Consider the following 24,825-nt stretch of genomic DNA (forward strand, 5'->3'; position numbering starts at 1 on the left):
AATCGTCGGTAGTGAGAGATTAGGAGTAGGACAGATTTGTTTTTGGTAAGCCTATTTGATGGCCAGCACTTTGAACTCGGTGCGCCGGTTGCGCTGATGTTCGTTTTCGGTGCAGATTACGCCATCCGTACAATTGTTGACCAACATCGACTCGCCATAACCCGAGGCCATCATCCGGCTACGGCTGATGCCTTTTGAGGCCAGATAGTCAACCACCGCCCTTGCCCGGCGCGTTGATAATTCTTTATTGGCCGCCGCTTCGCCCCGGCTGTCGGTATGCGACCGAATTTCGATAACCAGCGACGGATACCGGCGCATGGTAGCCAGCATCTTGTTTATTTCGCGGGCAGCGTCGGGGCGGATCGTTGCATTACCAAGGTCGTAGTAGATATTATCCATCGATACTACGTCGCCCACGTGCAGCATTTTAACCGTTTTCACAAACTCTTTCGGCTTCGATTTTTTGGCCACCCGGGCTACCTTACTGACGCTGGTTCCATAGAGTGGCTTACTGGCGGTAAGGGTGTAGTCGCAACCTTCCAGGATATCAAATTCGTAGGTACCATCGGAGCCAGTCGTCACAAAGTCGATCTTCCCGGTACAGTCATTTTTGAGCCGCATGATGACCCCTTCAATCGGAGACCCGTCGCGTTCGCCAAGCACTACGCCTCGAATTCGTGAACTGGTGAGCGGACGAGATGGCTTAACAGCTTCCGTGAACACGGTATCGATAATCATGGTCGGTTTCATCATCGAGATCTCGAGCCGCGAAGGCTGATCATCGGTGAGGGCCAGGGTCGACAGGCCAATAGTGCTGTTGATGTAGCCATCGCGCGAGGCGGTGAAGAGATAGTCGCTCTCGGCCTCTACACACAAGCGTACCATACCGTCGGCATCAACGACAAGCACCTGATCGGTTTGGCCAACGCGTTTTGCTTTGGCGGTTACCACGGCACTATCGACGGGCATATCGGTGGCCACATCGAACACCCGGATGGTGAGGTCACGGCACCCGAAAAGTGAACTCTCGCGGGTAAACCGAAATACATCGTCAGATCCGTTACGGTTACTGCTGAAATAGCCTGTGCGGCGCATACCGTCGGTAATGAGGCCATAATCGTCGGCATTGGTGTTGATGGGCGCATCGATTGTTTCTATAGCTTTCACCGTGATACCCTCCATGGCGGCGTAGAAAACGTCCAGTCCACCCAGTCCGCGCCGGCCATCACTTGAGAAATACAGATTCCCGTTTTCGTCGGCAAACGGGAACAACTCGTTTCCTTTTGTATTGATGGTTGGCCCCAGATTGACTGGTTCGCTCCAGCGGTTGTTAATCCAGCGCGACACGTACAAGTCGGTTCCGCCTATTCCACCGGGCATATTCGAAACAAAGTACAGCAACTGATCGGGTGTACCGTCACGGCCTTTACACAACGCCGGATGCCCCACCGCATAATCGTCGCTATTGAAGGGAAGCTCAGTTATGTCGGCCCATGCACCGTTGACTTGTCGGGCAGTGTACAGCTTCAGCGTGTTAACATTCTCTTCGCTGGTTTTGGCTTTGCCGTTATTGTAGTTGTTACGGGTAAAGATGATCTGCTCGCCGTTGGCCGAAAAAGTAGCCGGTCCTTCGTGGTATTTCGTATTCAGCGACTGCTCAAACTGTTTATCGGCGGCCATTGGCCTCTTATCGTAACCAAGCCCCTGCGCCACTTTGATGCCCCCGTCGAAATTGCCCGCCGTACGCGAGTCGTTGGCCGTACGTGACGTGTATTGATCGGTACCAAGTCGGTTACCTGCTGTTGCCCGCGCGGCCGGTTCTTTTTTGATCGGCACCACTTCGCCATCGGCATTGAATTTCCGTTTGGCCGTAAGCTGCGCCAGGCTGGGTACGTAAACCAAATCGAGGTAACCGGCACCACCGCCACTACCACTGGTTTCAATGGTAGAACCTCCTTTGCTACCAGCCACATACACGAGTCCGTCGCGGTAAAACATAGGGCTGAACTCTTCGTTGCTCGTGTTGAGGCTAAGGTCTTCGATTTCATACCGCACCACTTCGCCACGGGCACCCGCAGGGCGACCACCGGCGGCGGTGGGTATGGTAGGCAAACGGCGGGTACGTTGTTGCTCTTTAAGCACTTCGTAGCGATCAAACTGTGCCTGGGCTTCCTTGAATTTACCGTTACTGGCCAGCGTTTGCGCATAAGCAAGCATCACCGCAGGTTGTTCCTGACCGGTACCTACGGCCGTTGCCCACTCCCGAAACATACGCTCGGCTTTTACGTTGTCGCCAACTGCCCGGTAGGCCTGCGCCAGTGAGGACTGCACACCACTGCGTTGCGCTGACGTCAATTTAGGATGACTAAGCAACTGAGTATAGAGATCTATCGCACGCCCATACGCTTTATAGCTCAGCATCCGGTCGGCCTGAATAAGCAATGAGTCGGGTTGGGGGGTTTGGCCAGCAACACGTAGGCCGGAACCCAACAAAAGCAGGCAGATAGTTAGATAAAAAAACCGTCTCATAGGTACTGATTCAAGGTTAATCTCGTCGTGCTATAACGTTAATAAAAAGAACAGCACTCAAAATTAACGAGTTTGTCTAAAGGTTTAGTCGGATATACGATTAACGGGCTATAGTTAAAAAACGGACATACTCGCGACCGTCGCTGATGCGTACTACATAGAAGTAGGTTCCATCGGGCAGTCCCTGACTCGATGTCGGGCGAATCCCCTGATTTGCCTGGCCTTCCCAGTCGTTTTTATAGTTGGCATCGGCATAAACCTGGTGCCCCCACCGATTAAAGATGGTCAGGTCAACGGTGGCCATTGCCGGTACGCCCTGAATGACAAAACGGTCGTTGATACCATCGCCATTGGGGGAAAAGCCTTCCGGAATAAATACACGACCAACTTCCGGCTCGTCAGGGAGTTTGATCACCACATTGGTGCTATCTGGGTTTACCAGAGCCGATCCCGACAGCACTACGGCCAACCGGGCGGCACCCGGTACACAGGGGCCAGCCCCATCGGGGTCGGGTGTGTTAATGGCAAACGTTACCGTTCCTTTTTGCCGGTCTGCTTCTGAAGCAACATAACGGGGTTGCAACGTTTGCTGGCCCGTAAACAGGCCCGTTCCCGAGCAAGTCCAGGCCGAGTCTAGTTGAATATCCGTTGCATTCATGCCCCGCAGGCGCGCTTTCAGGCACACCAGACCCCGCTTCTGATCCAGCGTATCGAGCGACAGACTAAGCGTAGGCGGGTTACTGAGGCAAGGCGCAATACCGTTGGCACAGGGCGTAATCACAACCGACACGGCTACGGGCCGGCTTAGGCAACCTTCGAACGTACGCGCTGATATGTAATAAATACCCGACAGCACCGCTCCCGGCGACGATACCTCGGCAGCGTCGGGCGCAGGGCCTGTTCTGAAGGTGTAGGTCAAGGCCGGTTGAAACGACTCACCAATGGCCTGGGCCAAATCGGCTGTCAGAAAAGGGCATACATTCTGTACCGTAGTACGCAGCAGTGGAGTGACGCGCGCGGGCTGCACCGAAATGGTCAGCACGTTAGAACTATCGCTCTGGCACGTACCTACCCGGCACACAGCCCTAAGGCGCAGCGTTTGGCTAGCGGTTAAGGTACGGTCTACGCCAAGGCCACCGTCAGACCAGCGCACCTCACCGGCACACTGCCCGGCGTTTAACTGCACAGACTGCCCGGTACAAACCTCGTTTCCGCCCGATAACCTCGTTAGCACGGGTACAGTGGGCATTGATACGCGCAGGGTTAAAGGCGCAGAAGGGGAGCTTGCACAGCCCGCTTTGACGCAGGTAGCCTGAAAAACCGTCGTTTGTTCCACCTGCACCGTCCGACTGCTTCCAATCAAAGAGCCATCTGACCATTGAACAGTACCGCTACAATTGGCGGCAACCAGCGTGGCGGCATCTCCCGCACAAATCACCGGAGTCTCTGTAGTTACTTTAGGCGCTTCGGGAGTACCCACCGTAACGGTATACGCTTCGGCGAAACAACTGACGCACCCATCGGGTAGCCGACAAACGGCGGTATAGCGTGTTGTTTGATAGGGTGTTACCCGAACACCTGCCCCCTGCTCTCCCGTTGACCAGATCACAGTACCTAAACAGCCCGTAGCGGTTAAAGCGACGGTTTCTCCCCGACATACGGTAGCCCGTTCCCCATTTATGATGGGAGGACCGGGAGGCTGACACGTAAGTGAACCGGGCGCCGTGCCGGTTGGTAGTTCCCCAGCCAACACAGCGGTAGCCATAGCTAGCCAGCCGAGTATCGTCAACCAAATAACCTTTAATGTATATGTTTTCACCAAGCCTTTACTGATTTACACTTACCTACTATTACTGTGACGAAAATTCATGCCAAGCTTACACAGATAGGGTGTTAACAGGCTCTACGAGTGTATAAGTGGCTATTCGCTCCATTTAACCATAACAACCTGCTCTGATAGCTGACCTACTTCCGGGTGCGCCAGAACATCATAAACCATGCCAGAGGAATTTTAGTCTCTCTACCTATTCAATAGATCAACAAAATGTATCTACATGTACTTTAAATGCAATCGACTAACTCTATTATACCAGTCTATTGCCCAAATTGGTCAGTATCGCCTCAGTGTGGGCACCCACCATTGGGGCGGGTCCGGCGGGGTGGGCGGGCGTTACCGAAAATTTGATAGGCACCCCAACACCCGCCACCGGCCCGGCTACCGGGTGATGCTGTGTTACCACCATTTGGCGGGCTTGCAGGTGCGGATCATCAGCCAGTTGGTCGAGCGTCAGAACGGGCGTGATGAGCAGGTCATGGTCAATACCCAGTTGCACCCATTCAGCCTGGGTACGTTCAGCCATCAGGGTCTGAATCTGTCTGCGGCATTCTGCGACCTCGCTGGGCGGCTGTGGCAACATAAAGCCCAGCCAGTTGGGTCGGTTGGTAAGGGCACAGAATTTCTGCCAGAATTTTGGCTCCAGTGTACCCAATGCCACGTACCTGGGCGTGGCCTCACCGTCATCGTTGCAACACCGGTAGACGCCATAGTTGGGCTGCCCACCCGATAATGGCATTCGGCCGCGTTCGGGCATAGTCTGTCCCGACTTATCGGGGTCACCCGTTCCGGCAAATAAGGCATAGGCTACCGACAACAGGGGCATCACACAGTCGGTCATCGACACATCGACCTGCTGCCCTTCACCGGTTTGCTGCCTGGCATACACCGCCGCCAGCGTAGCCATCACGCAACCGTATGAGCCACCTGCAATATCGGCCAGTTGAACGCCGGGCACCACCGGTGCCTGGTCTGGTTCGCCCGTTAGGCCAAGCACGCCCGATAGCCCAAGGTAGTTTAGGTCGTGACCAGCCAGATGCGCATACGGCCCCGTTTGGCCATAGCCCGTCACCGATACGTAGATAATTTTCGGATTACGGGCCCGGGCCACAGCGTACCCAAGCCCCAGCCTGTCGAGATGACCAGGCCGAAACTGCTCCACCAATACATCGGCGGTTTCAATCAGTTTCAGAAACTTTTCGCGACCTTCGTTGGTGGTATAATCGAGCAATACGCTCTTTTTTGAGCGGTTATAGGCCAGGTAATGAGCCGACTCTCCATTCAGGTAAGGCGGAAACATGAGTACATAATCGAGACTGTCGGGATGTTCGACCTTGATTACCTCCGCACCCATATCGGCCATGAGCATGGTACCGAGCGGACCAGGCAGCAGTCGGGTAAGGTCGAGAATACGCAGCCCCTGCAACGGGCCTGTAGGGAGAGTTTGTGACATACAGGCAAGTTACGGTATTTCGGATTTGAGATTTTGGGGAGCGAGTGTATTGACTACCCACAAAAAATCCCCGCTGGAATGATTTTCCGGCGGGGATTGCAGGTACGTTTCGAAAGGGTTATTTCTGAAACGAATTAAAGATATAGTCCCAAACAGGCGACGATACGCCGTAGTTACTCTCTGGATTTTTATAGTGGTGTACACTGTGATTGATCCAAAGCTGTTTGAAGAAATTCTTTGGCGGTGGATAAGCATGCACAATGAAGTGAACTGACAGATAGCCTGTATACCCCACCATGAAGCCGGGAAAAAAGGCATAGGCGGCTTCACCCATCAACACGAAAAACAAACCAAAAAACGCCGCGGCAACAATGATCGCCAGCGCCGGAGGCATAGCCAGGCGGGTTTTATCTTTCGGGTATTCGTGGTGAACGCCGTGAAACGTATACTGGATTTTGGCGCGTTGCGGCGTTGTGGGAGCCAGGTGATACAGGTAGCGGTGTAGCACGTATTCAAAAATGGTGAACACAAACAAACCTGTAACGAATAACCCGGCAATACGCCCCGTGGTCATATCGGTATACGTGAAGGCATACCAACCCAGAAAAGCTGACAAGGTCAGCCACATAGTGATAGGCACAGCGATGTGTGTACGCGACAGGTATTCGAGAACCGGATTGTCGAAAAGTTTCTTGGAGCCGTTGTTTTTAGGGCGGCTGTGAATGGCTTTATATTCTTCAAGTTGCATAATGTGAGTCGTTCGGCTTTGGCAAAAATAACCGATTTTGGTTTTTCAATGTTCCAAACAGTCAACCAAATTGACTAAATAGCCTTTGTTTTGGTCACTTCCACCGAATCGTTTAATCGTTCCTTTGGAACATCCAATAAAGATTTCGGTAACTTGGGTTTAATAATTAAACGTAACGATTGATTGTATGTTAAATAATTCCACATCCAGTTGATGAAAATCAGTAAGCGGTTCTTAACACCCAGAATAGCCATCAGGTGTACGAACAGCCAGATAAGCCAGGCCAGAAAACCGCCAAACTTTATGAATGGCAAATCAACCACCGCCAGCCCCCGGCCAATGGTAGCCATTGAACCCAGGTCATTGTAGGTGAACGGCACCGGTTGCCCGCCCCGCGTGAGCAGCGTCAGGTTTTTCGACAGTAGCTTTCCCTGCTGAATAGCGGGCTGAGCTATCTGCGGATGCCCATCGGGCCAGGTTTCACCTTCTGCCATCAGCGCCAGATCACCTACTGCGAATATATCGGTGAATCCCTGCACCTGATTGAACCGATTGACGAGCAGTCGTCCGCCTCTACCAACGGCTTCTGCGGGTATGCCAGTGGGGGTATTAGCCTTTACGCCCGCCGCCCAGATCAGGTTATTGGTGCGTAGCATAGTGCCATCGTTCATGAGCACTGTTCGGCCATCGAAGTCTTTCACGCGGGTGTTGAGCCGCACATCTACGCCCAGTTCCTGCAAGTAATCGAGCGCTCGTTTTTGCGCGTGCTCCGACATAGGCCCCAGCAGTTCACCTCCCGATTCAATGAGGTGAATATCCATGCCCCGGAAGTCCAGTTCGGGATAATCGCGGGGTAACACAGTCTTGCGCAGTTCGGCCAGCGTACCGCAGAGTTCGACGCCCGTTGGTCCGCCGCCGACCACCACCACATCCATGAGGCCGTTTATCTCGTCTTCTGTTTGTGCACACAGCGCTTCTTCAAAATTCTGAAGTAATCGATTTCGCAGGGCAATCGCTTCCTGCACCGATTTCATCGGCAGGGCATGGTCGATGATATTTCGCTGACCAAAAAAATTGGTATCGGCTCCCATCGCCAGCACCAGAAAATCGTAACCGATTGGTCCGATTTCGGTATCAATTTCTTTGTCAGCAGATCGAATGGCCGTCATGCCGGTTACCCGGATATGTACGTTGGGATTATCGCCCAGAGCCGCCCGTAGTGGAAACAGAATGGAGTTTGCTTCCAGCCCGGCCGTAGCTACCTGATAATACAGCGGCTGAAACTCGTGGTAGTTGTGCTTGTTGAGCAAGACCACCTGAAATTCACTGCGGCGTGCCAGATCACGAGCCAGCGTAAACCCTCCAAAGCCCGCGCCGATAATCACCACACGCTTCCGATCCGAAATAGGTATGTTTGGATTCATAGATCAGTGAACAGTTATCAGTAAACAGTAATCAGTAAACAGTAAACAGTTATCAGCGCTGCGACAAGAACGTACCCAAGCAGCGCTGATAACTGTTTACTGATTACTGTTTACTGAATGAAGTACCCGCTCATAGTGAGCTTCGTACATAGGTAGAATAGTTGAAATCTCGAATTGTTTAGCCCGGGCGAGGGCATTGGCCTTAAACTGAGGCAAGCGTTCATCGTCGAGTATATACAACGCATTTTTCACCATATCGGGAATATCACCCAGATTGCTCAAAAAGCCGGTTACCCCGTGAAGGTTAAGCTCCGGCAGTCCGCCCACATTGGTTGAAATAACGGGCACTTCGCAGGCCATTGCTTCCAGGGCGGCCAGACCGAAACTTTCATTTTCAGAAGGCATCAGAAACAGATCGGCCACTGATAGTACCTCTTCCACAGCGTCGAGTTTACCCAGAAAACGAACATCGTCGAGAATACCCAATTCGCGGCAAAGCTGTTGAATACGAGCGCGCTCAGGGCCATCACCAATCAGCAGAAGCTTTACGGGCATGGTTTGCCGAACGTGGAAAAACGTCATTACCGCGTCGTCCATCCGCTTTACCCGCCGGAAATTGGACGTGTGAACAAGTAGCTTTTCACCGTTGGGGCAAATGGCCATTTTGAAGTGGTCTTTCTGCTGCCGTTTAAACCGCGAGAGGTCAATGAAGTTGGGAATGACTTCAATATCGCGCTTAATATCGAAGTGTTCAAAGGTCTCCTGCTTCAAGTTTTCCGACACCGCCGTGACCCCGTCCGATTCGTTGATGCTAAACGTCACTACCGGCTCGTAGGAGGCGTCTTTACCTACCAGCGTTACGTCGGTACCATGCAGCGTGGTGACCACCGGCGTATTTCGTCCGCGTGTTTTCAGCACCATTTTGGCCATGTAGGCCGCCGAGGCATGCGGAATGGCGTAGTGAACGTGCAGCAGATCCACATTTTCGTTGAGCACCACGTTCACCATCGTACTCGTCAGGGCCGACTCGTAGGGCGCATACTGAAAAAGCGGGTACGACGGAATGTTAACCTCGTGATAGAATACGTTCTCGTTGAAAAAATCGAGACGTTGCGGTTGCTGGTAGGTGATAAAATGCACCTGATGGCCATTCTTGGCAAGACCTTTTCCCAACTCTGTGGCTACTACGCCACTTCCCCCGAATGTGGGGTAACAGACTATACCAATTTTCATGCGCCGGGCCGCATTGTGAAGCGGCTCATTCCACAACACCGAAAATAGCCTAAAAGGTTGTGCTCAAAATCATGCGTTTGTTAAGTAGTAGCCAACAATGGCAATCTGCTCCCGGTTTTATGTCATACTACTACACAGTCTATAAACGTTGTAGGAAATGCGTATGAAACAAGTAGTATTAATGGGCTTGCTGAGTGTGTGGCTGATCACGCTGAACGGCTGTCAGCGGGCCTCCCGAACCACCTCGTCTACCGCCAACCGCTCTAAAGCCAGTACCTTACCCGAATCTGAGGCATGGCGCGACAAGCGCAAAACCGGCATTGACTTTGTAGCAGAAGGCATCTCTCCCGCTAGTTGGTCGATGGACATAGATTTCTCGAAGCAAATCATTTTCAAGCCCTTGGGTGGCTCAACGCTACTGGCTACAATGCCTAAACCGAAGCCCATTGGCGGTGGGAACGGCGTCTTGCTGAATGTCCCTTCCGGGTCGGTGCGTAATGAATCAGGTACGCTCATCACCTCACTGGGCAGAAAAATCTCACCAGCCAAACTGGGGGGTGTAAAAGTGTATATTGAACCCGTCATTTTCAGAAACACCACAACGGGACGTACCTATGCGTATACCGTGCGGGTTGAAACCGGAGGCCGCAAATACATTGGCCATGGCGCTTTTATAAAAGGCAGCGACCGACTGAACGGTACCTGGGTGCTAGAGACATTACGGGGGCAACGTGTGCGGGCAGCTCAGTTCCCGAACGGGCAGTTACCACAGCTCGTAATCAATCTGGCGAATAACGCATTGGCAGGAAACACCGGTTGCAACAAGCTGAAAGGCGACGTACAGGCCGAAGGCGACCACATACAGTTTATCATCCAGGATATGGCCTCGAAAAAATGTAGCAGCCCTTTTGAGGCTAATTACCTGGCGGCGCTGGGTCAGGCAAGCCTGTTCCGGATTGGTAAAGACCGGCTTACGCTACTGGCCAACGGCGAATACGTAATGACTTTCCGCACTGAAAATTCTGCTGGCGGGAAAGCAAACTAAGAGGTCAGAGCCCTTTCTTCCTAACTTGCTTCTATGCAACGTACCTACACCCTGTCGGAACGGGGTACGCTACACCGGGCCAGCGACTACCCCGATAAAGACTCGACGCCCGACGATGTGTTGCTGCCCGACGTCGACTTCGACACGGTGAAGCAGCTAGCCACCCGGACAGACAGCACCACCGCTGACGCTTTATTGACTTACAACCTCTACCGAGGGCGCGAGCGAATGACGTGGCGTAACTACGTGGGTCTGCTGGCGTTCACGAACGGGATGTCGCTGGAGGTACGTCCCAAAGCCGGTCACTTGCCAACGCTGCTGCGGCACCTGCCCGAACTGGCGTTTCGTCAACTCGATTCGGGGCAGTTTGGGGCGCAGCAGTTACCCTTGTGGGAAGTGTTTACCAACGCCTTTCTGCGCGAAACGGCCCAGGCACTCGGCCGCGGACTGGCCCGTGATTACGTTGCGCACGACGATACGCTATCTACGTTGCGCGGAAAACTGCGGGTAACCGATCAGGTACGTCGCCCCTACCCTCGCCCTGACCAATTAGCCGTCACCTACGACGAACACACGCCTGATATTGCAGCTAACCGGGTGCTCAAAAAAGCGTTGCAGGTGGTATCGACACGTACCAAGACCACAACAAACCAAACCCGCTGTCGCCAACTGCTGACCACGCTGGCCGAGGTGTCGGAGCCAATCAACCTGCCGCTCGATCTGCAACGTACCCGGCCTGGACTGACCCAGACTAGTACCCGGTTACTGAAGACGTATGAACCCGCGTTGCGCTGGGCCAACTGGCTATTGCGCGGGCAGGGGCCGGGCCTGTGTGCTGGCCCGAACGTGGCGCATTGCCTGCTCTTTCCGATGGAGCGCGTATTTGAGCAATACGTTTCTGCTGGTTTTCGGCGGGCAGGGGCCGACGTGCAGATTCAGCATTCGTCGGCCTGGCTAATCGACGACCACAACGGTGCGCCTCGGTTCAAGCTTCGTCCCGACCTGCTGCTGCGCCATAACGACCGCACCATTGTGCTGGATATGAAGTGGAAAACGCTGGACGCTAATGACCAATCGGGTCACTACGGCATCGAGCAGGCCGACTTGTACCAACTCTACGCTTACGGCAAAAAGTATGACGCTACCGAACTGGTCTTGATTTACCCGGCTCACGATCAATTTCGGGAGCCGCTTCAACTCTTCGGCTACGACGCCAGCCTTCGCCTCCGCGTAGTGCCTTTCGATTTAGATAAACCGCTGAATGATGAGATAGCGGCGTTGTTGGGTTGCCTGGGTTGAGGTTAAGCATTCACGAAACCTCCCTATCTTGGAGGCTCCTAAACCGAATCCTCTGTATGCCTCTTCTGCTCACCTTCGCCGGGATACTGGCGCTGATTGTTCTTATCGCGTATTTTCACCTCGACACGTTCATTGCGTTTATCCTGGTTTCTATCAGCATCGGGCTGGCGGCGGGTATGGATGTCGGAGCCGTTGGTAAATCCATTCAGACGGGTATTGGCGGCACCCTGGGCGATCTGGTGCTGATTGTTGGCTTCGGCGCTATGCTCGGTCGGGTAGTGGCCGAAAGCGGAGCCGCCCGCCGCATCACCAACGTACTCATCGACCTGTTCGGTATCAAGAACATTCGCTGGGGACTGGCGCTGGCGGGCTTTATCATCGGTATTCCGCTGTTCTATAATGCCGGGTTCATCATCGTGGTGCCGCTCATTTTCACCATTGCTGCTTCTACTAAACTACCCATGCTGACCGTGGCTATTCCCATGCTGTCGGCCTTGTCGGTAGCACACGGATATTTGCCGCCGCACCCCTCGCCCGCTGCGCTGGTGGGTCAATTGGGGGCCGATCTGGGCAAAACGTTGTTCTACGGCATTCTGGTGGCTATTCCGGCCATTGTGGTTGCCGGGCCGTTGTTTGGCAAAACACTGGGCCGGTTCAACCCCAAACCCGACCGTGAAGTATTCGACCCGAACGAAATACCTAAAACAGACTTGCCGGGCGCGGGCATCAGCTTTTTCGTAGCCCTGTTGCCCGTGGCGATGCTGACTATTTTTGGCCCATTGCGCGGTTATCTGAAAACACAGGGCCTCGACCAAACCCTTGGCGGCAAGGTGCTGACGTTGCTTGGCGAACCCTATATCGGTATGCTCGTATCGGTACTGGTGGCGGTCTATGCGCTGTCGCTACGGCGGGGCGAAACCATGAAACGGTCGATGAAACTGCTGGAAGAGGCCATCAAAGCAGCCTCCCCTATTTTGCTGGTTATTGCCGGAGCCGGAGCGCTCAAACAGATTTTCAACGACTCGGGAACAAGCGTTTACATTGGGCAACAGTTGGCCGGACTGAATATGCCGCCGCTGGTGCTGGGCTGGGTCATGGCCGCCATTATCCGCGTGTGTGTCGGTTCAGCAACTATTGCAGGTCTGACTACGGCAGGTATTATGATGCCGCTGTTGCAAAGTCAGACGGGGGTTAATCCAGAGCTGATGGTGCTGGCAATCGGGGCGGGAAGCCTCATGCTGTCGCACATCAACGATCCCGGTTTTTGGCTGTTCAAAGAGTATTTCAACCTCAGCATTAACGATACCCTACGTACCTGGACGGTGATGGAAACGATCGTCGGTGTGGTTGGTCTATTGGGCGTGTTGACGCTGAATGCTATTCTGTGATTCCGTCCGCTAAAGCAGACGGCAAACCTCACCGATCATCATGCTAAAAAGACCCGCTTACTTCATCGCAGGATACGCCGTTATCCTGTTCCTGATTTTTCGCTTCATCACCGATCCGGAATTGCCGCTGTACCGAATTGCTATCAAGATAGCAATCGCCAGTTTACTGGTATTTCTGTTCATACGAGGGCTTAGTTTACTGAGGCGGTCAGGCAATTAGCCAACGTTCCTCAGTCGGGTTTGATAACCCATAGCTGGTTCTGTCCGTTATTTCCTTGTATGATTGCGCTTGCCCTATCTACTTTCCTGCTTACTACGCCCCCCGACAGTATTCCGCTTACTGACACGCTACCTGCTGGCCCGGCCAAAACCCGATTCGCCTTTAACCTCGATTTTCGGGACTCTTTCCTCCAACGCCAGCCGGTAAATGTGTGGGGACTCAACGCCGGCATTGAGTTTGGTCAGAAACGGCATCAATTAACGCTTGGGTACTACTGGCTGGGCTACGCTTCGTACCTGCGCCTCATCGACTGGCGACGCAACGCGGCCCAACTCGTCAACCTCAACTATTACACACGGACCGACCTATGGTTCATCAATGCCCAATATCGCATCAACGTCATCAACAACCATCGGTGGCTGGTCAGTGTACCGCTAGAAGCCGGGGGCGGGGTGGCCTATGCTATTCCAAGCACGTTGCGACAGAATGTACAAATTGATCGTACACAACGCAGTTTTTTTGTGCCATTGCAGGTGGGTGCGTTCGGCAACTGGCGTGCTACCCGGTGGGTGGGCTTCAGCGCACAACTAGGTTACCGCTACTCAATATTCCAAACCGATATCAACCAGAATTTCAACGGTACATATTTCAGTGTCGGCGTTACAATTTACCCCGCCCTGGCAACCGACTTCTGGCGATTTCTGACCAAAAAAGACCGCATCTCACCTATTCACCCACCCCGTCCGAGAAAAGAGTCTACGAAAACAAAGGAACGGCCAACCAGATATTAAAAAAGCCGAAACCCGTTCAGGTTTCGGCTTTTTTATGTAGTTCAGCTCAAGTTAACTATTACGACTTCCTCCGCCGAACAGCTTGGATAATAACCAGATAGCTACCGCAATGACGACAATAACGCCAATGATACCCGTGTAGGCTCCAGCTTTGAAGATGCTGCCAATAGCATCGCAGCTGGTCATGAACAGGGTGAAGAAAAAAGCCACAAAGGCTACGGGTAAAAAGCGAAGTAACGTTTTCATACGCGTTGATTGGTTGGTGTAATGAACAATTGGTCACTTTTCGACCACTGCTCAATTAACCGGCTCTGTCTCACTTTGTTCTAAGCGCGGCCCGTTACCTATTCTACAGGCTGAAAAGCAGTTAACGGCTCATGAACTGCTGAAGGGCGTCCATATTCGCTGCTTTGTCGAAAACAGCGCGAACAGGAATTGCAAAACCCGGCACGGCCTTACTGGCAATGGTTTGCTTGATAGTATACGTACCTGCCACTTCGTATTCGTCGGTATCGGCATCAATTGTAAACGACTCGATCTGTTGCCGGAGGGGGTCAACGAGCCAGTACTCGGCTACACCATGCGCGGCGTAGTCGATGAATTTCGTTTCCCGATCATGCTTCTGGGTGCTTTTCGACAATACTTCAACGACCAGATCAGGTGCCGGATAATACAACTGGTCAGGCTGAATCAGCGCTGATTTGGCTGTACCCCAGAAACAAACATCCGGCTCATAGCTGTTGCGAGTCAACTCAACCAACGCTTTCTCCATCCGAACGAGGCCCAGATTTTGCTTTGTGACGAACACATTCAGCAACAAAGAAAGGTTCATCACCGCTTCTGTGTGCCGATTCAGCGCGGGGGAATGCACCACAATTTCACCGTTGATGAACTCGGCTTTCATGTCGTCATCGAGCCATTCGTAGAAAGAGCGACGTTTTTCGTTTTCGTTGTTCAAAATCACCAATGCTTGCTGAATGATCAGCGGAGCTTTCGGGGTGTTCAGTAATTGATACAGTAGTTCAGTCATGGCAGACTACGGTAGTCTATCAAATATACGATTTTTGTCTGACGTGACAGCCGATACGGCTGGTCAACAACGCAGTAAGATCAAGTTCTGCGCCGAAAATTCTGATTGTCCACGTTACCAGCTATACTCGCTACTTATTGTATTACTCCGGAAGTAGTTCTTCTTAGGCTCTTCAGAAAGGCAGTAATCATCTATCTTCTGAGGTAACTGTTTAGGTAATGTGTTGTCAGGTCTCCGACCTGACAGTTATAGGGGTCCCCGACCCATCTACAATAAACTCAACCACCGCAGGTGGATCACTTCTTGCTTGCTCTTCGAGCGCTGAGTAGCCTTTGATCGAGCCGGGGACCCAAAAAAACGTCAGGTCGGGGACCTGACGACACACACTACCTAAACAGCTACCTTCTGAGTAAGCTAAGTGAAACCGACCTTCTAAAAAAGTAGTTGTAGCCTCATAACCAGATGATCAACAGTTTCTCTGATATACATGAAAAATCTAGCCCGCTTTGCCGCTGTGCTTTATTTCGCGGCCGTATTTTTCGTTGTATTTCATAATACTGGGTTTCAGTTACGAGGCTTGTTGGAAACCCGTTTTCTGGTTATGCTACTCATGGGCGGTCTTGGCTTTTTTGCTATTCTGAAGGTCATTCAGGAAGAACCCGACGAGTCGAATTAGCCCCTTACAAGCTTCTGATAGTCAATACCTTTTGGCTTCAATCCGATTCGCCCAGAATTGGACTTCTTATTTCCATGCGCCCTTCGCTTTTTCTTGCCGCCACCCTTCTGCTGGCTAGTTGCCGTAATACCGAACCAACGCTGTTTACGGCCCTCGACGCCGACGATACGCACATCACCTTTGCCAACACCATCACCGAAACGGCTGAGCAAAACGTGTTGCAATACGAGTACACCTATAACGGGGGCGGCGTAGCCATTGGCGATCTGAATAACGACGGGCTGGCCGATGTGTATTTCAGTGGGAATCAGGTTTCCAACAAGCTCTATCTCAACAAAGGAAAATCCGAATCAGCCGGGCTGGTTTTCGATGACATTACCGAAACGGCGGGCGTGGCGGGTCGGCCGGGGCATTGGAAAACGGGCGTGACCATGGCCGACGTAAACGGCGATGGCTGGCTGGATATCTACGTCTGCTACTCGGCACTGAAAGACCCCGCTGCCCGCGCCAACCAGCTCTTTATTAACAACGCAAAACCGGGTGTACCCACCTTCACCGAACGCGCCGCCGAGTACGGCCTCGACGCGCCAGGTACGTTCTCGACCCAGGCCAGCTTTTTCGATTACGACCGCGACGGCGACCTCGACATGTTTCTGGTCAACCACGGCAACATGTTCTATTCGCCGTTTTTCAACACTAACGCCGTCCGCAACAAACGCCACCCGTATTTCGGGAATAGGCTGTATAGGAATGAGGGAGCGCACCCCACCCCTAACCCCTCCCCGTTAGGGAGGGGAACCGCTTCTGTGTCTTCCGAGGATGTTCCCCTCCCTAACGGGGAGGGGCTAGGGGTGGGGTGCCTTTTCACCGACGTCTCCGAAGAAGCGGGTATTCATGGCGGAAGCATTAATTTCGGGTTAGGCGCGGCCGTCAGCGATTTAACCGGTGATGGATGGCCAGACCTGTATGTAGCCAACGACTACGAAGAGCAGGATTATTTCTACGTCAACGACCAGCACGGGCATTTTATCGAATCAACGGAGGCATCGTTTGCCCATATGTCGCGGAATACGATGGGAATCGACATTGCCGACGTGAACAACGACGCCCTGCCCGATGTGGTTACGATGGACATGCTACCCGCCTCCTGGGAACGGCAAAAACTCTTGAAAGGCCCCGACGAATACGACAAGTTCCGCCTCATGGTCGACAGTGGTTACGGCCATCAGCACATGCGGAATATGTTGCACCTGGGGCGGGGAGCGAGAGGCGAAGAACGAAGGGCGAAGGGCGTTCCTCAGCAGAGCCCCCCCAAGCCCCAAGCCCCCAGCCCTATGCCCCACTTTGCCGAAATCGGCCAACTGGCGGGCATTTCGACTACCGATTGGAGTTGGGCGGCGCTGCTGGCTGATTTCGATAACGACGGCCGGAAAGATCTGTATGTGACCAACGGCATCGTACGCGATTTCACGAGTCTGGACTTCCTCAAATATGACGTCGAGGCGGCGAAACAACAGGCTATGGCCGCGGGGAAATCGCTAACCACTGACGATGACATCAAGAAGAATTTGCCCACGGCCGATCTGATTGCCAAACTCCCATCAACCAAGACAGATAACGTGGCCTTTCGAAATCGGGATGGGCTACAGTTCGACGACGTAACCAGCCGCTGGGGCCTGGCCGAAGGGGCCGTTTCGACCGGGGCGGCTTACGGAGATCTGGATAACGACGGTGACCTTGATCTGGTAGTGAACAACACGAACGGGCCAGCCTCGGTTTATCAGAACAACGCCGACACCCAAACGCAACACCAGCACCTGACCATCCGGCTTTCGGGCGAAGGCGGCAACCGATTTGGCGTGGGCGCACTCGTGACCGTCACGCGGGGTGATCTTGTGCAAACGCAGGAACTGGTGCCCACGCGCGGATTTCAGTCGGCCATGGCCCCGGTGCTCACAATGGGTCTGGGAATAAGCACTGGGCCGATTCAGGTGCAGGTACGTTGGCCCAACGGTCGAATCAGCAACGTATCTGACGTTCAGGCCAATTCAACCGTGACCGTTCAGCAGGCAACGGCAAAGCAGCCCGGCGAAACGGATATGCCCATATCCGATGTCTTGTTCGGGCCGGTTACTGACAACCTTATTCCATTTACGCATGCCGAAAACCCCTACGTCGACTTTAAGCAGGAACCGCTGATTCCGTATCAGTTGTCGAAACAGGGGCCCGCCTTAGCCTCAGCCGACGTAAACGGCGACGGGCTTGTCGATGTGTTTGTGGGCGGCGCTACGGGGCAGGCCTCGGGGCTGTTTTTGCAACAACCCAACGGCCAGTTTAAGGCTGCGCCAGGCTGGCAAGCGGGTGAGACAGGCATAAACCCACCCGCCGACGCCGTGGCTGCCCTCTTTTTCGATGCCGATGGCGACCGCGACCCAGACCTATACGTAGTGCGCGGCGGCAATGAATATGCACCGGGCTCCCCCGCCTACCAGGATCAACTTTTCCTGAACACAAACGGACGGCTTACGCTGGCTTCGACGGAATTACCGGTGGAAACTAGCCCCGGCAGTTGCGTAGCCGCCGCCGATTATGACCGCGACGGTGATCTTGATCTGTTTGTTGGCGGAAGAGCCATTCCCGGCCAATTCCCGAATGCGGCTCCGTCGTATCTGCTCAAAAACAACGGAAAAGGTCAGTTTACCGTTGCCCAAACGCTGACGCCAGGCATGGTAACGGGTGCAGTCTGGACCGATGTTGACCGGAACAACGTACCTGACCTGCTGGTTGTTGGCGACTGGATGCCCGTCACGCTCTTCCTGAATCAGAACAGTCAGCTAACGGCTCCCGACCCGCAGGCAACGGGCCTTGCCCAAACGGGTGGCCTCTGGACCTGCATCGTTCCGCACGACCTCGACCAAGATGGTGACACCGACTTTCTGTTGGGAAACCTCGGCACCAATGTGCAATGGAAGGCCAGAGGCGACACAACGCTAACTATACTGGCCGCTGATTTCAACGAAGACGGACGAATTGACCCGCTCCTTTGCCAGCGCGTTGATGGCGTTCATATTCCCCTGGCTTCGCGCGACGAACTACTCGATCAGATCAACGGGTTGCGCAAACAATACGTCCGCTACGCCGATTACGCCAAAGCCACCGTGGAGACGATGTTCGATGCAGGTACGTTGGCCAAAGCGCGCGAATTAACCGTGAACACATTGCAAAGCAGTATGCTGGAGAATCTGGGGCGGGGCGTGTTTAAGCTGAAGCCCTTACCGATCGAAGCGCAGATTGCCCCGGTTCAGGGGTTTGTAGTGCAGGATTTTACTGGTGATGGCATCCACGATGTCTTACTGGCGGGCAACTACTACCCTCTCCGCGTGCAGCAGGGCCGTTGCGATGCCGGGCAGGGCTTACTGCTCAAAGGCACTGGCAAAGCTGGGTACGTCTCCTTACCCGCCACCCAAAGCGGCTTGTTTCTAGCAGGTGATATCCGGCGGCTGATGGCCGTGCCAACCGCTACCGGTCAATCTAAGTCAGGTACGTTAATCGTTGCGGCTCGTAATAACGGGGCCGTGGTAACGCAAGCGAACCGTTGACTGAAGTCAACGGAAATAGACACAAGTTCCTGTTGTACGGCCACTTAGCCTATTTAATTTCGTGAAGCAGCATCGCCTTTGCCATCCCGACGACAGGAGCCGTCCGCCGTTGCGGGATGACAAAAGACGCTAAAATGCCTCTCCATCGAATTCATCGTTACTATCCAGCGCTTTTTGCCAGCGGGCAACGTACTTGGCGCTGTCTGGTCGGCGAGACTGGGAACGTACCTGATCAAGGCTTTGCTGAAAGTGGGGACGTATAACCGGGTGAATCAGCATCGGTTTGCCGTAGAACCATAATTCACGGTCGGTAAATTCTTGCAAGTAGGCGTTGAAATCGACGTACTCGATTCGGCTTTCAACCCAAATTTCATCGTCGTTATCGTCGAACGACATTTCGTTGCTCTCACGCCAAACCGGGGCTAGTGACTCCAACGATTGCGCGTATAGAATTACCGAACCTCCCTCGTAGCCTATTCTGAGCAGTAGGTGACGAGGGTTTTGTGTTTCGTTCGTTGGTGTCATTCGTTGTTGTAGTGCTGAAGCTCCAGCTTCGGTAGTTGCACTAGCTAACTTACAACTACCGAAGCTGGAGCTTCGGCACTACAAGTTGATGAAGAAAATCCTGCTCTGCCTACTCCTATTTCTTGCTGGCCTTGTGGCGGTGCTTTACCGAAGCGACCTAAGCGTGGAAGAATTAGCCATGCGTTACGCAACGCCCGATTCGCGGTTTATGGACCTCGACAGTATGCGGGTGCACTACCGGATTGAAGGCAACGCCAATGACACAGTACCGCTGGTACTGCTTCACGGAACGGGGTCCATGCTACAAACCTGGGACGGTTGGGTGAAAGTACTTGGCCCCGAACGGCGTATTATCCGACTCGATCTACCGGGTTATGCCCTCACCGGGCCACACCCGCAGAACAGGGCTACGAGTATTTATTATGCCGATTTCCTGCATCGGTTTTTGAACCGACTAGGCGTGAACCGGTGCGACCTGGCGGGCAACTCGCTGGGCGGCAACATTGCCTGGCACCTTACCCTGATCCACCCCGTTCAGGTACGTTCCCTCGTGCTGATCGATGCGGCGGGCTATCCGTTTACGCCCAAATCGGTCCCGTTCGGGTTCAAGTTGGCGCGCTTGCGGGGCATTGGCGGGCTGGTAGCCAACCTGACACCCGATGCGCTCTTTCGGAGCAGTCTCGAAAACGTGTATTTCGCCGACAGCCTGGTTACCGACCCGCTGGTACACACCTACGCCGATCTGAACCGGCGCACGGGTAACCGTAAAAACTTTGTGCAACGCCAACCCGTTCTGGATTCGCTCTGGCAGCGAATAAGGCAGATTCGACAACCCACGCTGATTATGTGGGGCCAACATGACAACTTGATTCCAACGACAGTGGCCGATCGATTCCACCGCGACCTACCCAACGATACGCTGATTATGTACCCCAACGCCGGGCATGTACCGATGGAAGAGATTCCCCGACAAACAGCGCATGACTATTGGCGTTGGACTGCTCGCCTGTTCAGCACCCCCAAAGCACCGCTGGCATCCACTGCTATAACAGGTCGAGGTCGTGCCGAAACTGGTCGATAAACTGCTGCTCCTTTTGCGACATTCCTCCGCTGGCATCGGCAATAGTGATGAGCAGCGTAATGAACTGGCTTCTGACCGGTTGCGTCAGTGCCGAGCGATTACTGCCAAACCGGCGCATGGCAAAAGCGTAGGCCTCTTCAGGCGTAGCCTCGCAGTTTTCGAGCAGGAAAAAGGCGTGCAGGGCCAGCCGTCCGTAGGGTTGTTTCTTCAGCACTTGTTGAGCCGCTTTGCTTTCGTGGGCATCAACGCCATTATCAATTTTGGCCAATGCGTATACCAGGTTTCCCAGCCCCAGATAGAGGTCTGCCGGTTCGGCGGGCAATTGATTCTGATTCATCTTCAGTAGGTTGTGTCGGTGGTTTGATTGCCGGTAACGTACCTACCGCCGCAACCGGATGGCCTCGTGCAGAGACAAGCGCGGTGGCGGCGGCAGGTACGTTGACTTACAGATTATCGGGGTTCACCATCAGGGGTGAATCGCCATTGGTGATAATAATTTTACTGTTGGGCGAAGCGGCCAGTTTATTGAACGCTTCGATGGTTTTGAACCGAATAAGCATAGGCGTTAGCCCCTCGTTGATGATCTTCTGAGCATCGCGCGTGCCCTCGGCCTCGATGATCCGGCGTTGAGCCTCCTGCCGCTCTTTGTCGAGCACAAACTGCATCCGTTGCGCATCCTGTTCAGCCGCCAGTTTGTCTTCAATGGCTTTGGTCAGACCTGCGGGTAAAGCAATGCTTTTGAGCAGGACCGACTCGACCACGAAACCCCGGTCTTTGAGCTGTGTCATCATCATCTCGCGAATCGACTTTTCAATTTCGGCCCGTTGCCCGGTGTGCATGTCTTTGGCAAAATAGCGCGACGACACATCGGTTACCGCCGACCGGAACACGGGCAGAATAACGACCTCATCGTAGCTCTTGCCGATCTGCTCCACAATTTTGGGTGCGTAAGACCCTTCTACCCGGTACAGAATCGAAATATCAGACTGCACGGTCAGTCCTTCCTTGGAAGGCAGTGGAGCACGTACCTCCAGATTAACCGTTCGGGTAGGCACCTTGATAATACGAGTCAGGAAGGGGTTAAACACCTGAACGCCTTCGGATACGGTTTGCGGTCTGATTTTACCCAGCTTCCGTTTTACCCCCACTTCGCCCTGACGCACAATAGTGCAACTGCTCAGCGTTGCCAGCGTCAGGGTTAGTAGCATCCCCGCCCGCAACGGAGCAGATGGCTTTATGAACTGTATCATGACTTTTTTCTGGTTGTGAATGATGGGATTGTGCCGACCCGTTTATTGGTTGGCTGCCAGTTTGACTACTGCAACTCGGGAAGGAGTCGACACCGTTTTGGGCGATTCCAGGTTTACCAGCTTTACGACCTTCTCTTTGCTGGAACTGACAACGAGCCGATACTGACCGTCTTCCAACTCGCTGACGTTGAGTTTAACGCCAAACTGTGCACTGCGTCTGGAAACGGGTATGACAGCCAAATCGGCACCACTTACTGTTTCTACCTGCAACGTAAGGCCCCGTTGCGACCGGTTGCTGATGTGCACCACCAAATGGCCGTCTGCACTTTGCGACGTTCGTACATTGAACGAAGCGGTGGGAGAGGCAACCCAACCCAGCCGGGTCGCTTCATTGGTAGGTTCGTTGGCCGAAGCAGCCGATGATGTGCTAATAAGAAGCGCGAATACACCTGCCACGCAGGTCGTGTTGAGAAGCGATTTCATGATTGTTTGCAACGTTTTGTGAATGATACTGATCCAAAGCGGTTTGCCCGAAAAAGCGGTTAGCGAGCCCGGACATTTATCTGACCAGCTTTGTTGTTGCAAAGGTGACGTAGCTGACTTAGAGCCACATTAGGCGGTAATTATAAGGGAATTAGAAAAAGTCGGCCACCAGAATCAGTCGGTTAAAGCGTTTGAACAAGCTGGTAATAGAGCGGCAGCCCCACCACGATATTGACTGGAAACGTAACGACCAGCGCCATCGGAATATATAGTCCCGGCTCGGCTTGTGGCACGGCAAGGCGCAGGGCAGCAGGCACGGCAATGTAGGACGCACTCGCGGCCAGCACAGCCAGCAAAAACGCGTTTCCGCGATCGATACCAAACAGGTGACACAACCCAATGGCCAGCCCCGCATTGATAAAAGGCATCAGTACGCCAAAAAGCAGCAAGAACCCGCCCGCCTGACTAAACACGCCCATACGACGCCCGGCGACCATGCCCATTTCGAGCAGAAAAAGCGCCAGAAACCCCTTGAAAATATCGCTGGTAAACGGTTTGATGCCTTCGGCTTGCTTCTCGTCGGCGATCATGCCAATAACCAGGCTCCCCACAATGAGCAACACCGAGCCGTTGGTGAGTCCTTCGCGCACCACACTCCAGAGGGAATGAGTAGCCCCACCATTGGTTTTACCTACCAGCCGGATCAGCACAATACCGATGATAATGGCGGGCGACTCCATCAGGGCCATGGCAGCTACCATGTGCCCCCCAAACGGGATGCCCCGATCGGCCAGAAAACTGGCGGCCGTGACAAACGTAACCGCACTAACCGAGCCGTAGGTAGCCGCAATGGCCCCGGCATTGGCGGCATTAAGGCGTAGCTTGAGAATAAAGAAACTATAGACGGGTATTACCAGCGCCAGCACAATGGCAATGCCCAGCGTCAGGGCTACTTCGGCAGTAAAACCGTTGTGAGCCAATTCCAGACCGCCCTTGAAACCAATGGAAAAAAGCAGGTATAAGGAGATGAACTTGGTGATTTGCTGCGGTAGCTTCAGATCTGACTTCACAACGACGGCGAGCAACCCGAGCAGAAAAAATAGCAGTGTAGGATTACGTAGATTACTGATAATTAGATGTGTATCCAAGATGTAGTGATTTATGAGAGCGCAAAAATAAGTTACGATACTATAGCAAACAATTTTAATAGTAATACTATCAAAAACACATATTCTAGTCTATTTCACTGCGCTTGTGATTAGCTGAACGCGGTTTGGCCCTTTTGCCGGTAAACAAACCATTCCATGAAACCACTACTCTTGCTACTGCCCCTGCTGCTGGCTTTTACGGCCCCTACCAAACCCAAACGCGTTGTTTTTTTCGGCGACTCTATCACCGAAGCGGGTGCCAGACCGGGGGGCTATATTCTGAAAATTCAGGAGATGCTGGCCAAACAGAATCGCGCGGCCGACTATGAGTTGATTGGCAAAGGCATTGGCGGCAATAAGGTGTATGACCTTTACCTGCGCATGGAAGAGGATGTGCTGGCTTTAAAACCCGATGTGGTCGTGATTTACATCGGCGTGAACGACGTGTGGCACAAAAGCAGCCACGGCACCGGCACCGATGCTCCCAAATTTGTGAAGTTCTACGAGGCCCTGATTCGTAAAATACAGGCGGGTGGTAGCCAGGTTATTCTCTGCACGCCCGCCGTCATTGGCGAACGAACCGATAACTCTAACGAGCAGGATGGCGACCTGAACAGCTACAGCACCTTGATCCGGAATCTGGCCACCCAGCAAGGTTTACCCTTGATCGATCTGCGGAAATTGTTTCTGGACTATAACCTCCAAAATAACCCGACCAATAAAGAGAAAGGTATTTTAACCTCCGACCGCGTTCACCTCAACGAAGCGGGTAACCAGTTCGTAGCCGAGCAGATGTTGGCGGCGTTGGAAAAAAAATAGTCATTCATGCCGATGGCCCATCGTGCATATTGGTAAATATGTAGGGGCGACCCATCGTGGTCGCCCGCTCTCGGGCGCAAAGCGACCGCCTTATCTATGCGCTAATTAACAGCATATTTGACGTAACCGCAGGCAAGGAACGCCTTTTCTAGCGGTCGCTTTGCGCCCGAAAGCGGGCGACCACGACGGGTCGCCCCTACACAACCTATTTCTTCATCACCCGTACCGCCGTTCGGCGGTTTTGGGCGCG

At 53.4% G+C, this 24,825-nt stretch carries 22 protein-coding genes; 9 read left to right on the forward strand and 13 right to left on the reverse strand.

Annotated elements, in window-relative coordinates; genetic code table 11:
• Positions 1-51: 51 nt before the first annotated feature.
• The 6 genes from ACAW87_RS23210 to bshA all read right to left on the reverse strand — a co-directional run bounded on the left by ACAW87_RS23210 (position 52) and on the right by bshA (position 9,221).
• Entirely contained in the window at positions 52-2,529 is a 2,478-nt protein-coding gene (locus tag ACAW87_RS23210) for a carboxypeptidase regulatory-like domain-containing protein (protein WP_370726044.1), read from the reverse strand.
• Between the two features lie 100 nt (positions 2,530-2,629).
• Positions 2,630-4,294 (reverse strand): T9SS type B sorting domain-containing protein, encoded by a 1,665-nt coding sequence (locus ACAW87_RS23215; protein ID WP_370726045.1) that lies wholly within the window; start codon positions 4,292-4,294, stop codon positions 2,630-2,632.
• A gap of 319 nt (positions 4,295-4,613) precedes the next feature.
• Positions 4,614-5,816, reverse strand: coding sequence for a CaiB/BaiF CoA transferase family protein (locus ACAW87_RS23220; protein ID WP_370726046.1), 1,203 nt, complete (start codon positions 5,814-5,816; stop codon positions 4,614-4,616).
• A 118-nt stretch (positions 5,817-5,934) separates the two neighbouring features.
• Entirely contained in the window at positions 5,935-6,564 is a 630-nt protein-coding gene (locus ACAW87_RS23225) for a sterol desaturase family protein (RefSeq protein ID WP_370726047.1), read from the reverse strand.
• Positions 6,565-6,638: 74 nt separating this feature from the next.
• Positions 6,639-7,988 (reverse strand): NAD(P)/FAD-dependent oxidoreductase, encoded by a 1,350-nt coding sequence (locus ACAW87_RS23230; protein WP_370726048.1) that lies wholly within the window; start codon positions 7,986-7,988, stop codon positions 6,639-6,641.
• A 96-nt stretch (positions 7,989-8,084) separates the two neighbouring features.
• A complete protein-coding gene (gene bshA, locus ACAW87_RS23235) occupies positions 8,085-9,221 on the reverse strand; it encodes an N-acetyl-alpha-D-glucosaminyl L-malate synthase BshA (RefSeq protein WP_370726049.1) in 1,137 nt (378 codons plus the stop codon).
• Between the two features lie 163 nt (positions 9,222-9,384).
• Between bshA and ACAW87_RS23240 the strand changes: the two genes are divergently transcribed.
• The 5 genes from ACAW87_RS23240 to ACAW87_RS23260 are packed head-to-tail and all read left to right on the forward strand — an operon-like array spanning position 9,385 to position 13,964.
• Positions 9,385-10,266, forward strand: coding sequence for an META domain-containing protein (locus ACAW87_RS23240; protein ID WP_370726050.1), 882 nt, complete (start codon positions 9,385-9,387; stop codon positions 10,264-10,266).
• 33 nt (positions 10,267-10,299) lie between these two features.
• Positions 10,300-11,565, forward strand: a complete 1,266-nt coding sequence (locus tag ACAW87_RS23245) for an McrC family protein (protein WP_370726051.1) — start codon at positions 10,300-10,302, stop codon at positions 11,563-11,565.
• A gap of 56 nt (positions 11,566-11,621) precedes the next feature.
• A complete protein-coding gene (locus tag ACAW87_RS23250; RefSeq protein ID WP_370726052.1) occupies positions 11,622-12,953 on the forward strand; it encodes a gluconate:H+ symporter in 1,332 nt (443 codons plus the stop codon).
• 40 nt (positions 12,954-12,993) lie between these two features.
• Positions 12,994-13,173 (forward strand): hypothetical protein, encoded by a 180-nt coding sequence (locus ACAW87_RS23255; protein WP_370726053.1) that lies wholly within the window; start codon positions 12,994-12,996, stop codon positions 13,171-13,173.
• A gap of 59 nt (positions 13,174-13,232) precedes the next feature.
• Positions 13,233-13,964 (forward strand): hypothetical protein, encoded by a 732-nt coding sequence (locus tag ACAW87_RS23260; RefSeq protein WP_370726054.1) that lies wholly within the window; start codon positions 13,233-13,235, stop codon positions 13,962-13,964.
• A 51-nt stretch (positions 13,965-14,015) separates the two neighbouring features.
• Here ACAW87_RS23260 and ACAW87_RS23265 read toward each other — a convergent pair whose 3' ends face one another.
• A complete protein-coding gene (locus ACAW87_RS23265) occupies positions 14,016-14,210 on the reverse strand; it encodes a hypothetical protein (protein WP_370726055.1) in 195 nt (64 codons plus the stop codon).
• 121 nt (positions 14,211-14,331) lie between these two features.
• A complete protein-coding gene (locus ACAW87_RS23270; protein ID WP_370726056.1) occupies positions 14,332-14,994 on the reverse strand; it encodes a Uma2 family endonuclease in 663 nt (220 codons plus the stop codon).
• A 487-nt stretch (positions 14,995-15,481) separates the two neighbouring features.
• Between ACAW87_RS23270 and ACAW87_RS23275 the strand changes: the two genes are divergently transcribed.
• Complete coding sequence (locus ACAW87_RS23275; protein ID WP_370726057.1) at positions 15,482-15,670, forward strand: hypothetical protein; 189 nt, start codon at positions 15,482-15,484, stop codon at positions 15,668-15,670.
• Between the two features lie 74 nt (positions 15,671-15,744).
• Entirely contained in the window at positions 15,745-19,269 is a 3,525-nt protein-coding gene (locus tag ACAW87_RS23280) for a VCBS repeat-containing protein (protein WP_370726058.1), read from the forward strand.
• 129 nt (positions 19,270-19,398) lie between these two features.
• Here ACAW87_RS23280 and ACAW87_RS23285 read toward each other — a convergent pair whose 3' ends face one another.
• The gene (locus ACAW87_RS23285; protein WP_370726059.1) at positions 19,399-19,794 is read right to left on the reverse strand and encodes a hypothetical protein; all 396 of its coding nucleotides are present in this window, start codon (positions 19,792-19,794) and stop codon (positions 19,399-19,401) included.
• A gap of 88 nt (positions 19,795-19,882) precedes the next feature.
• Between ACAW87_RS23285 and ACAW87_RS23290 the strand changes: the two genes are divergently transcribed.
• The gene (locus ACAW87_RS23290; protein ID WP_370726060.1) at positions 19,883-20,875 is read left to right on the forward strand and encodes an alpha/beta fold hydrolase; all 993 of its coding nucleotides are present in this window, start codon (positions 19,883-19,885) and stop codon (positions 20,873-20,875) included.
• Here ACAW87_RS23290 and ACAW87_RS23295 read toward each other — a convergent pair.
• The 4 genes from ACAW87_RS23295 to ACAW87_RS23310 all read right to left on the reverse strand — a co-directional run bounded on the left by ACAW87_RS23295 (position 20,838) and on the right by ACAW87_RS23310 (position 23,756).
• The gene (locus ACAW87_RS23295) at positions 20,838-21,212 is read right to left on the reverse strand and encodes a tellurite resistance TerB family protein (protein WP_370726061.1); all 375 of its coding nucleotides are present in this window, start codon (positions 21,210-21,212) and stop codon (positions 20,838-20,840) included. The two genes, ACAW87_RS23290 and ACAW87_RS23295, sit on opposite strands and share 38 nt — an antisense overlap.
• 106 nt (positions 21,213-21,318) lie before the next feature.
• Positions 21,319-22,125, reverse strand: a complete 807-nt coding sequence (locus ACAW87_RS23300) for a prohibitin family protein (RefSeq protein WP_370726062.1) — start codon at positions 22,123-22,125, stop codon at positions 21,319-21,321.
• Between the two features lie 42 nt (positions 22,126-22,167).
• Entirely contained in the window at positions 22,168-22,608 is a 441-nt protein-coding gene (locus ACAW87_RS23305) for a hypothetical protein (protein ID WP_370726063.1), read from the reverse strand.
• A gap of 182 nt (positions 22,609-22,790) precedes the next feature.
• The gene (locus ACAW87_RS23310; RefSeq protein ID WP_370726064.1) at positions 22,791-23,756 is read right to left on the reverse strand and encodes a sodium-dependent bicarbonate transport family permease; all 966 of its coding nucleotides are present in this window, start codon (positions 23,754-23,756) and stop codon (positions 22,791-22,793) included.
• A gap of 156 nt (positions 23,757-23,912) precedes the next feature.
• On the opposite strand from ACAW87_RS23310, the gene ACAW87_RS23315 reads away from it, so the two are divergent.
• Entirely contained in the window at positions 23,913-24,575 is a 663-nt protein-coding gene (locus tag ACAW87_RS23315; RefSeq protein ID WP_370726065.1) for an SGNH/GDSL hydrolase family protein, read from the forward strand.
• Positions 24,576-24,825: the final 250 nt, after the last annotated feature.

This window comes from Fibrella aquatica, assembly GCF_041321135.1.
Lineage (GTDB): Bacteria > Bacteroidota > Bacteroidia > Cytophagales > Spirosomataceae > Fibrella > Fibrella aquatica.

What these genes read in the sequence shown, in the direction of transcription:
- ACAW87_RS23210 (WP_370726044.1), bottom strand. Translation starts at nt 2,529, where the DNA reads ATGAGACGGTTTTTTTATCTAACTATCTGCCTGCTTTTGTTGGGTTCC.
- ACAW87_RS23215 (WP_370726045.1), bottom strand. Translation starts at nt 4,294, where the DNA reads ATGGCTACCGCTGTGTTGGCTGGGGAACTACCAACCGGCACGGCGCCC.
- ACAW87_RS23220 (WP_370726046.1), bottom strand. Translation starts at nt 5,816, where the DNA reads ATGTCACAAACTCTCCCTACAGGCCCGTTGCAGGGGCTGCGTATTCTC.
- ACAW87_RS23225 (WP_370726047.1), bottom strand. Translation starts at nt 6,564, where the DNA reads ATGCAACTTGAAGAATATAAAGCCATTCACAGCCGCCCTAAAAACAAC.
- ACAW87_RS23230 (WP_370726048.1), bottom strand. Translation starts at nt 7,988, where the DNA reads ATGAATCCAAACATACCTATTTCGGATCGGAAGCGTGTGGTGATTATC.
- bshA (WP_370726049.1), bottom strand. Translation starts at nt 9,221, where the DNA reads ATGAAAATTGGTATAGTCTGTTACCCCACATTCGGGGGAAGTGGCGTA.
- ACAW87_RS23240 (WP_370726050.1), top strand. Translation starts at nt 9,385, where the DNA reads ATGAAACAAGTAGTATTAATGGGCTTGCTGAGTGTGTGGCTGATCACG.
- ACAW87_RS23245 (WP_370726051.1), top strand. Translation starts at nt 10,300, where the DNA reads ATGCAACGTACCTACACCCTGTCGGAACGGGGTACGCTACACCGGGCC.
- ACAW87_RS23250 (WP_370726052.1), top strand. Translation starts at nt 11,622, where the DNA reads ATGCCTCTTCTGCTCACCTTCGCCGGGATACTGGCGCTGATTGTTCTT.
- ACAW87_RS23255 (WP_370726053.1), top strand. Translation starts at nt 12,994, where the DNA reads ATGCTAAAAAGACCCGCTTACTTCATCGCAGGATACGCCGTTATCCTG.
- ACAW87_RS23260 (WP_370726054.1), top strand. Translation starts at nt 13,233, where the DNA reads ATGATTGCGCTTGCCCTATCTACTTTCCTGCTTACTACGCCCCCCGAC.
- ACAW87_RS23265 (WP_370726055.1), bottom strand. Translation starts at nt 14,210, where the DNA reads ATGAAAACGTTACTTCGCTTTTTACCCGTAGCCTTTGTGGCTTTTTTC.
- ACAW87_RS23270 (WP_370726056.1), bottom strand. Translation starts at nt 14,994, where the DNA reads ATGACTGAACTACTGTATCAATTACTGAACACCCCGAAAGCTCCGCTG.
- ACAW87_RS23275 (WP_370726057.1), top strand. Translation starts at nt 15,482, where the DNA reads ATGAAAAATCTAGCCCGCTTTGCCGCTGTGCTTTATTTCGCGGCCGTA.
- ACAW87_RS23280 (WP_370726058.1), top strand. Translation starts at nt 15,745, where the DNA reads ATGCGCCCTTCGCTTTTTCTTGCCGCCACCCTTCTGCTGGCTAGTTGC.
- ACAW87_RS23285 (WP_370726059.1), bottom strand. Translation starts at nt 19,794, where the DNA reads ATGACACCAACGAACGAAACACAAAACCCTCGTCACCTACTGCTCAGA.
- ACAW87_RS23290 (WP_370726060.1), top strand. Translation starts at nt 19,883, where the DNA reads ATGAAGAAAATCCTGCTCTGCCTACTCCTATTTCTTGCTGGCCTTGTG.
- ACAW87_RS23295 (WP_370726061.1), bottom strand. Translation starts at nt 21,212, where the DNA reads ATGAATCAGAATCAATTGCCCGCCGAACCGGCAGACCTCTATCTGGGG.
- ACAW87_RS23300 (WP_370726062.1), bottom strand. Translation starts at nt 22,125, where the DNA reads ATGATACAGTTCATAAAGCCATCTGCTCCGTTGCGGGCGGGGATGCTA.
- ACAW87_RS23305 (WP_370726063.1), bottom strand. Translation starts at nt 22,608, where the DNA reads ATGAAATCGCTTCTCAACACGACCTGCGTGGCAGGTGTATTCGCGCTT.
- ACAW87_RS23315 (WP_370726065.1), top strand. Translation starts at nt 23,913, where the DNA reads ATGAAACCACTACTCTTGCTACTGCCCCTGCTGCTGGCTTTTACGGCC.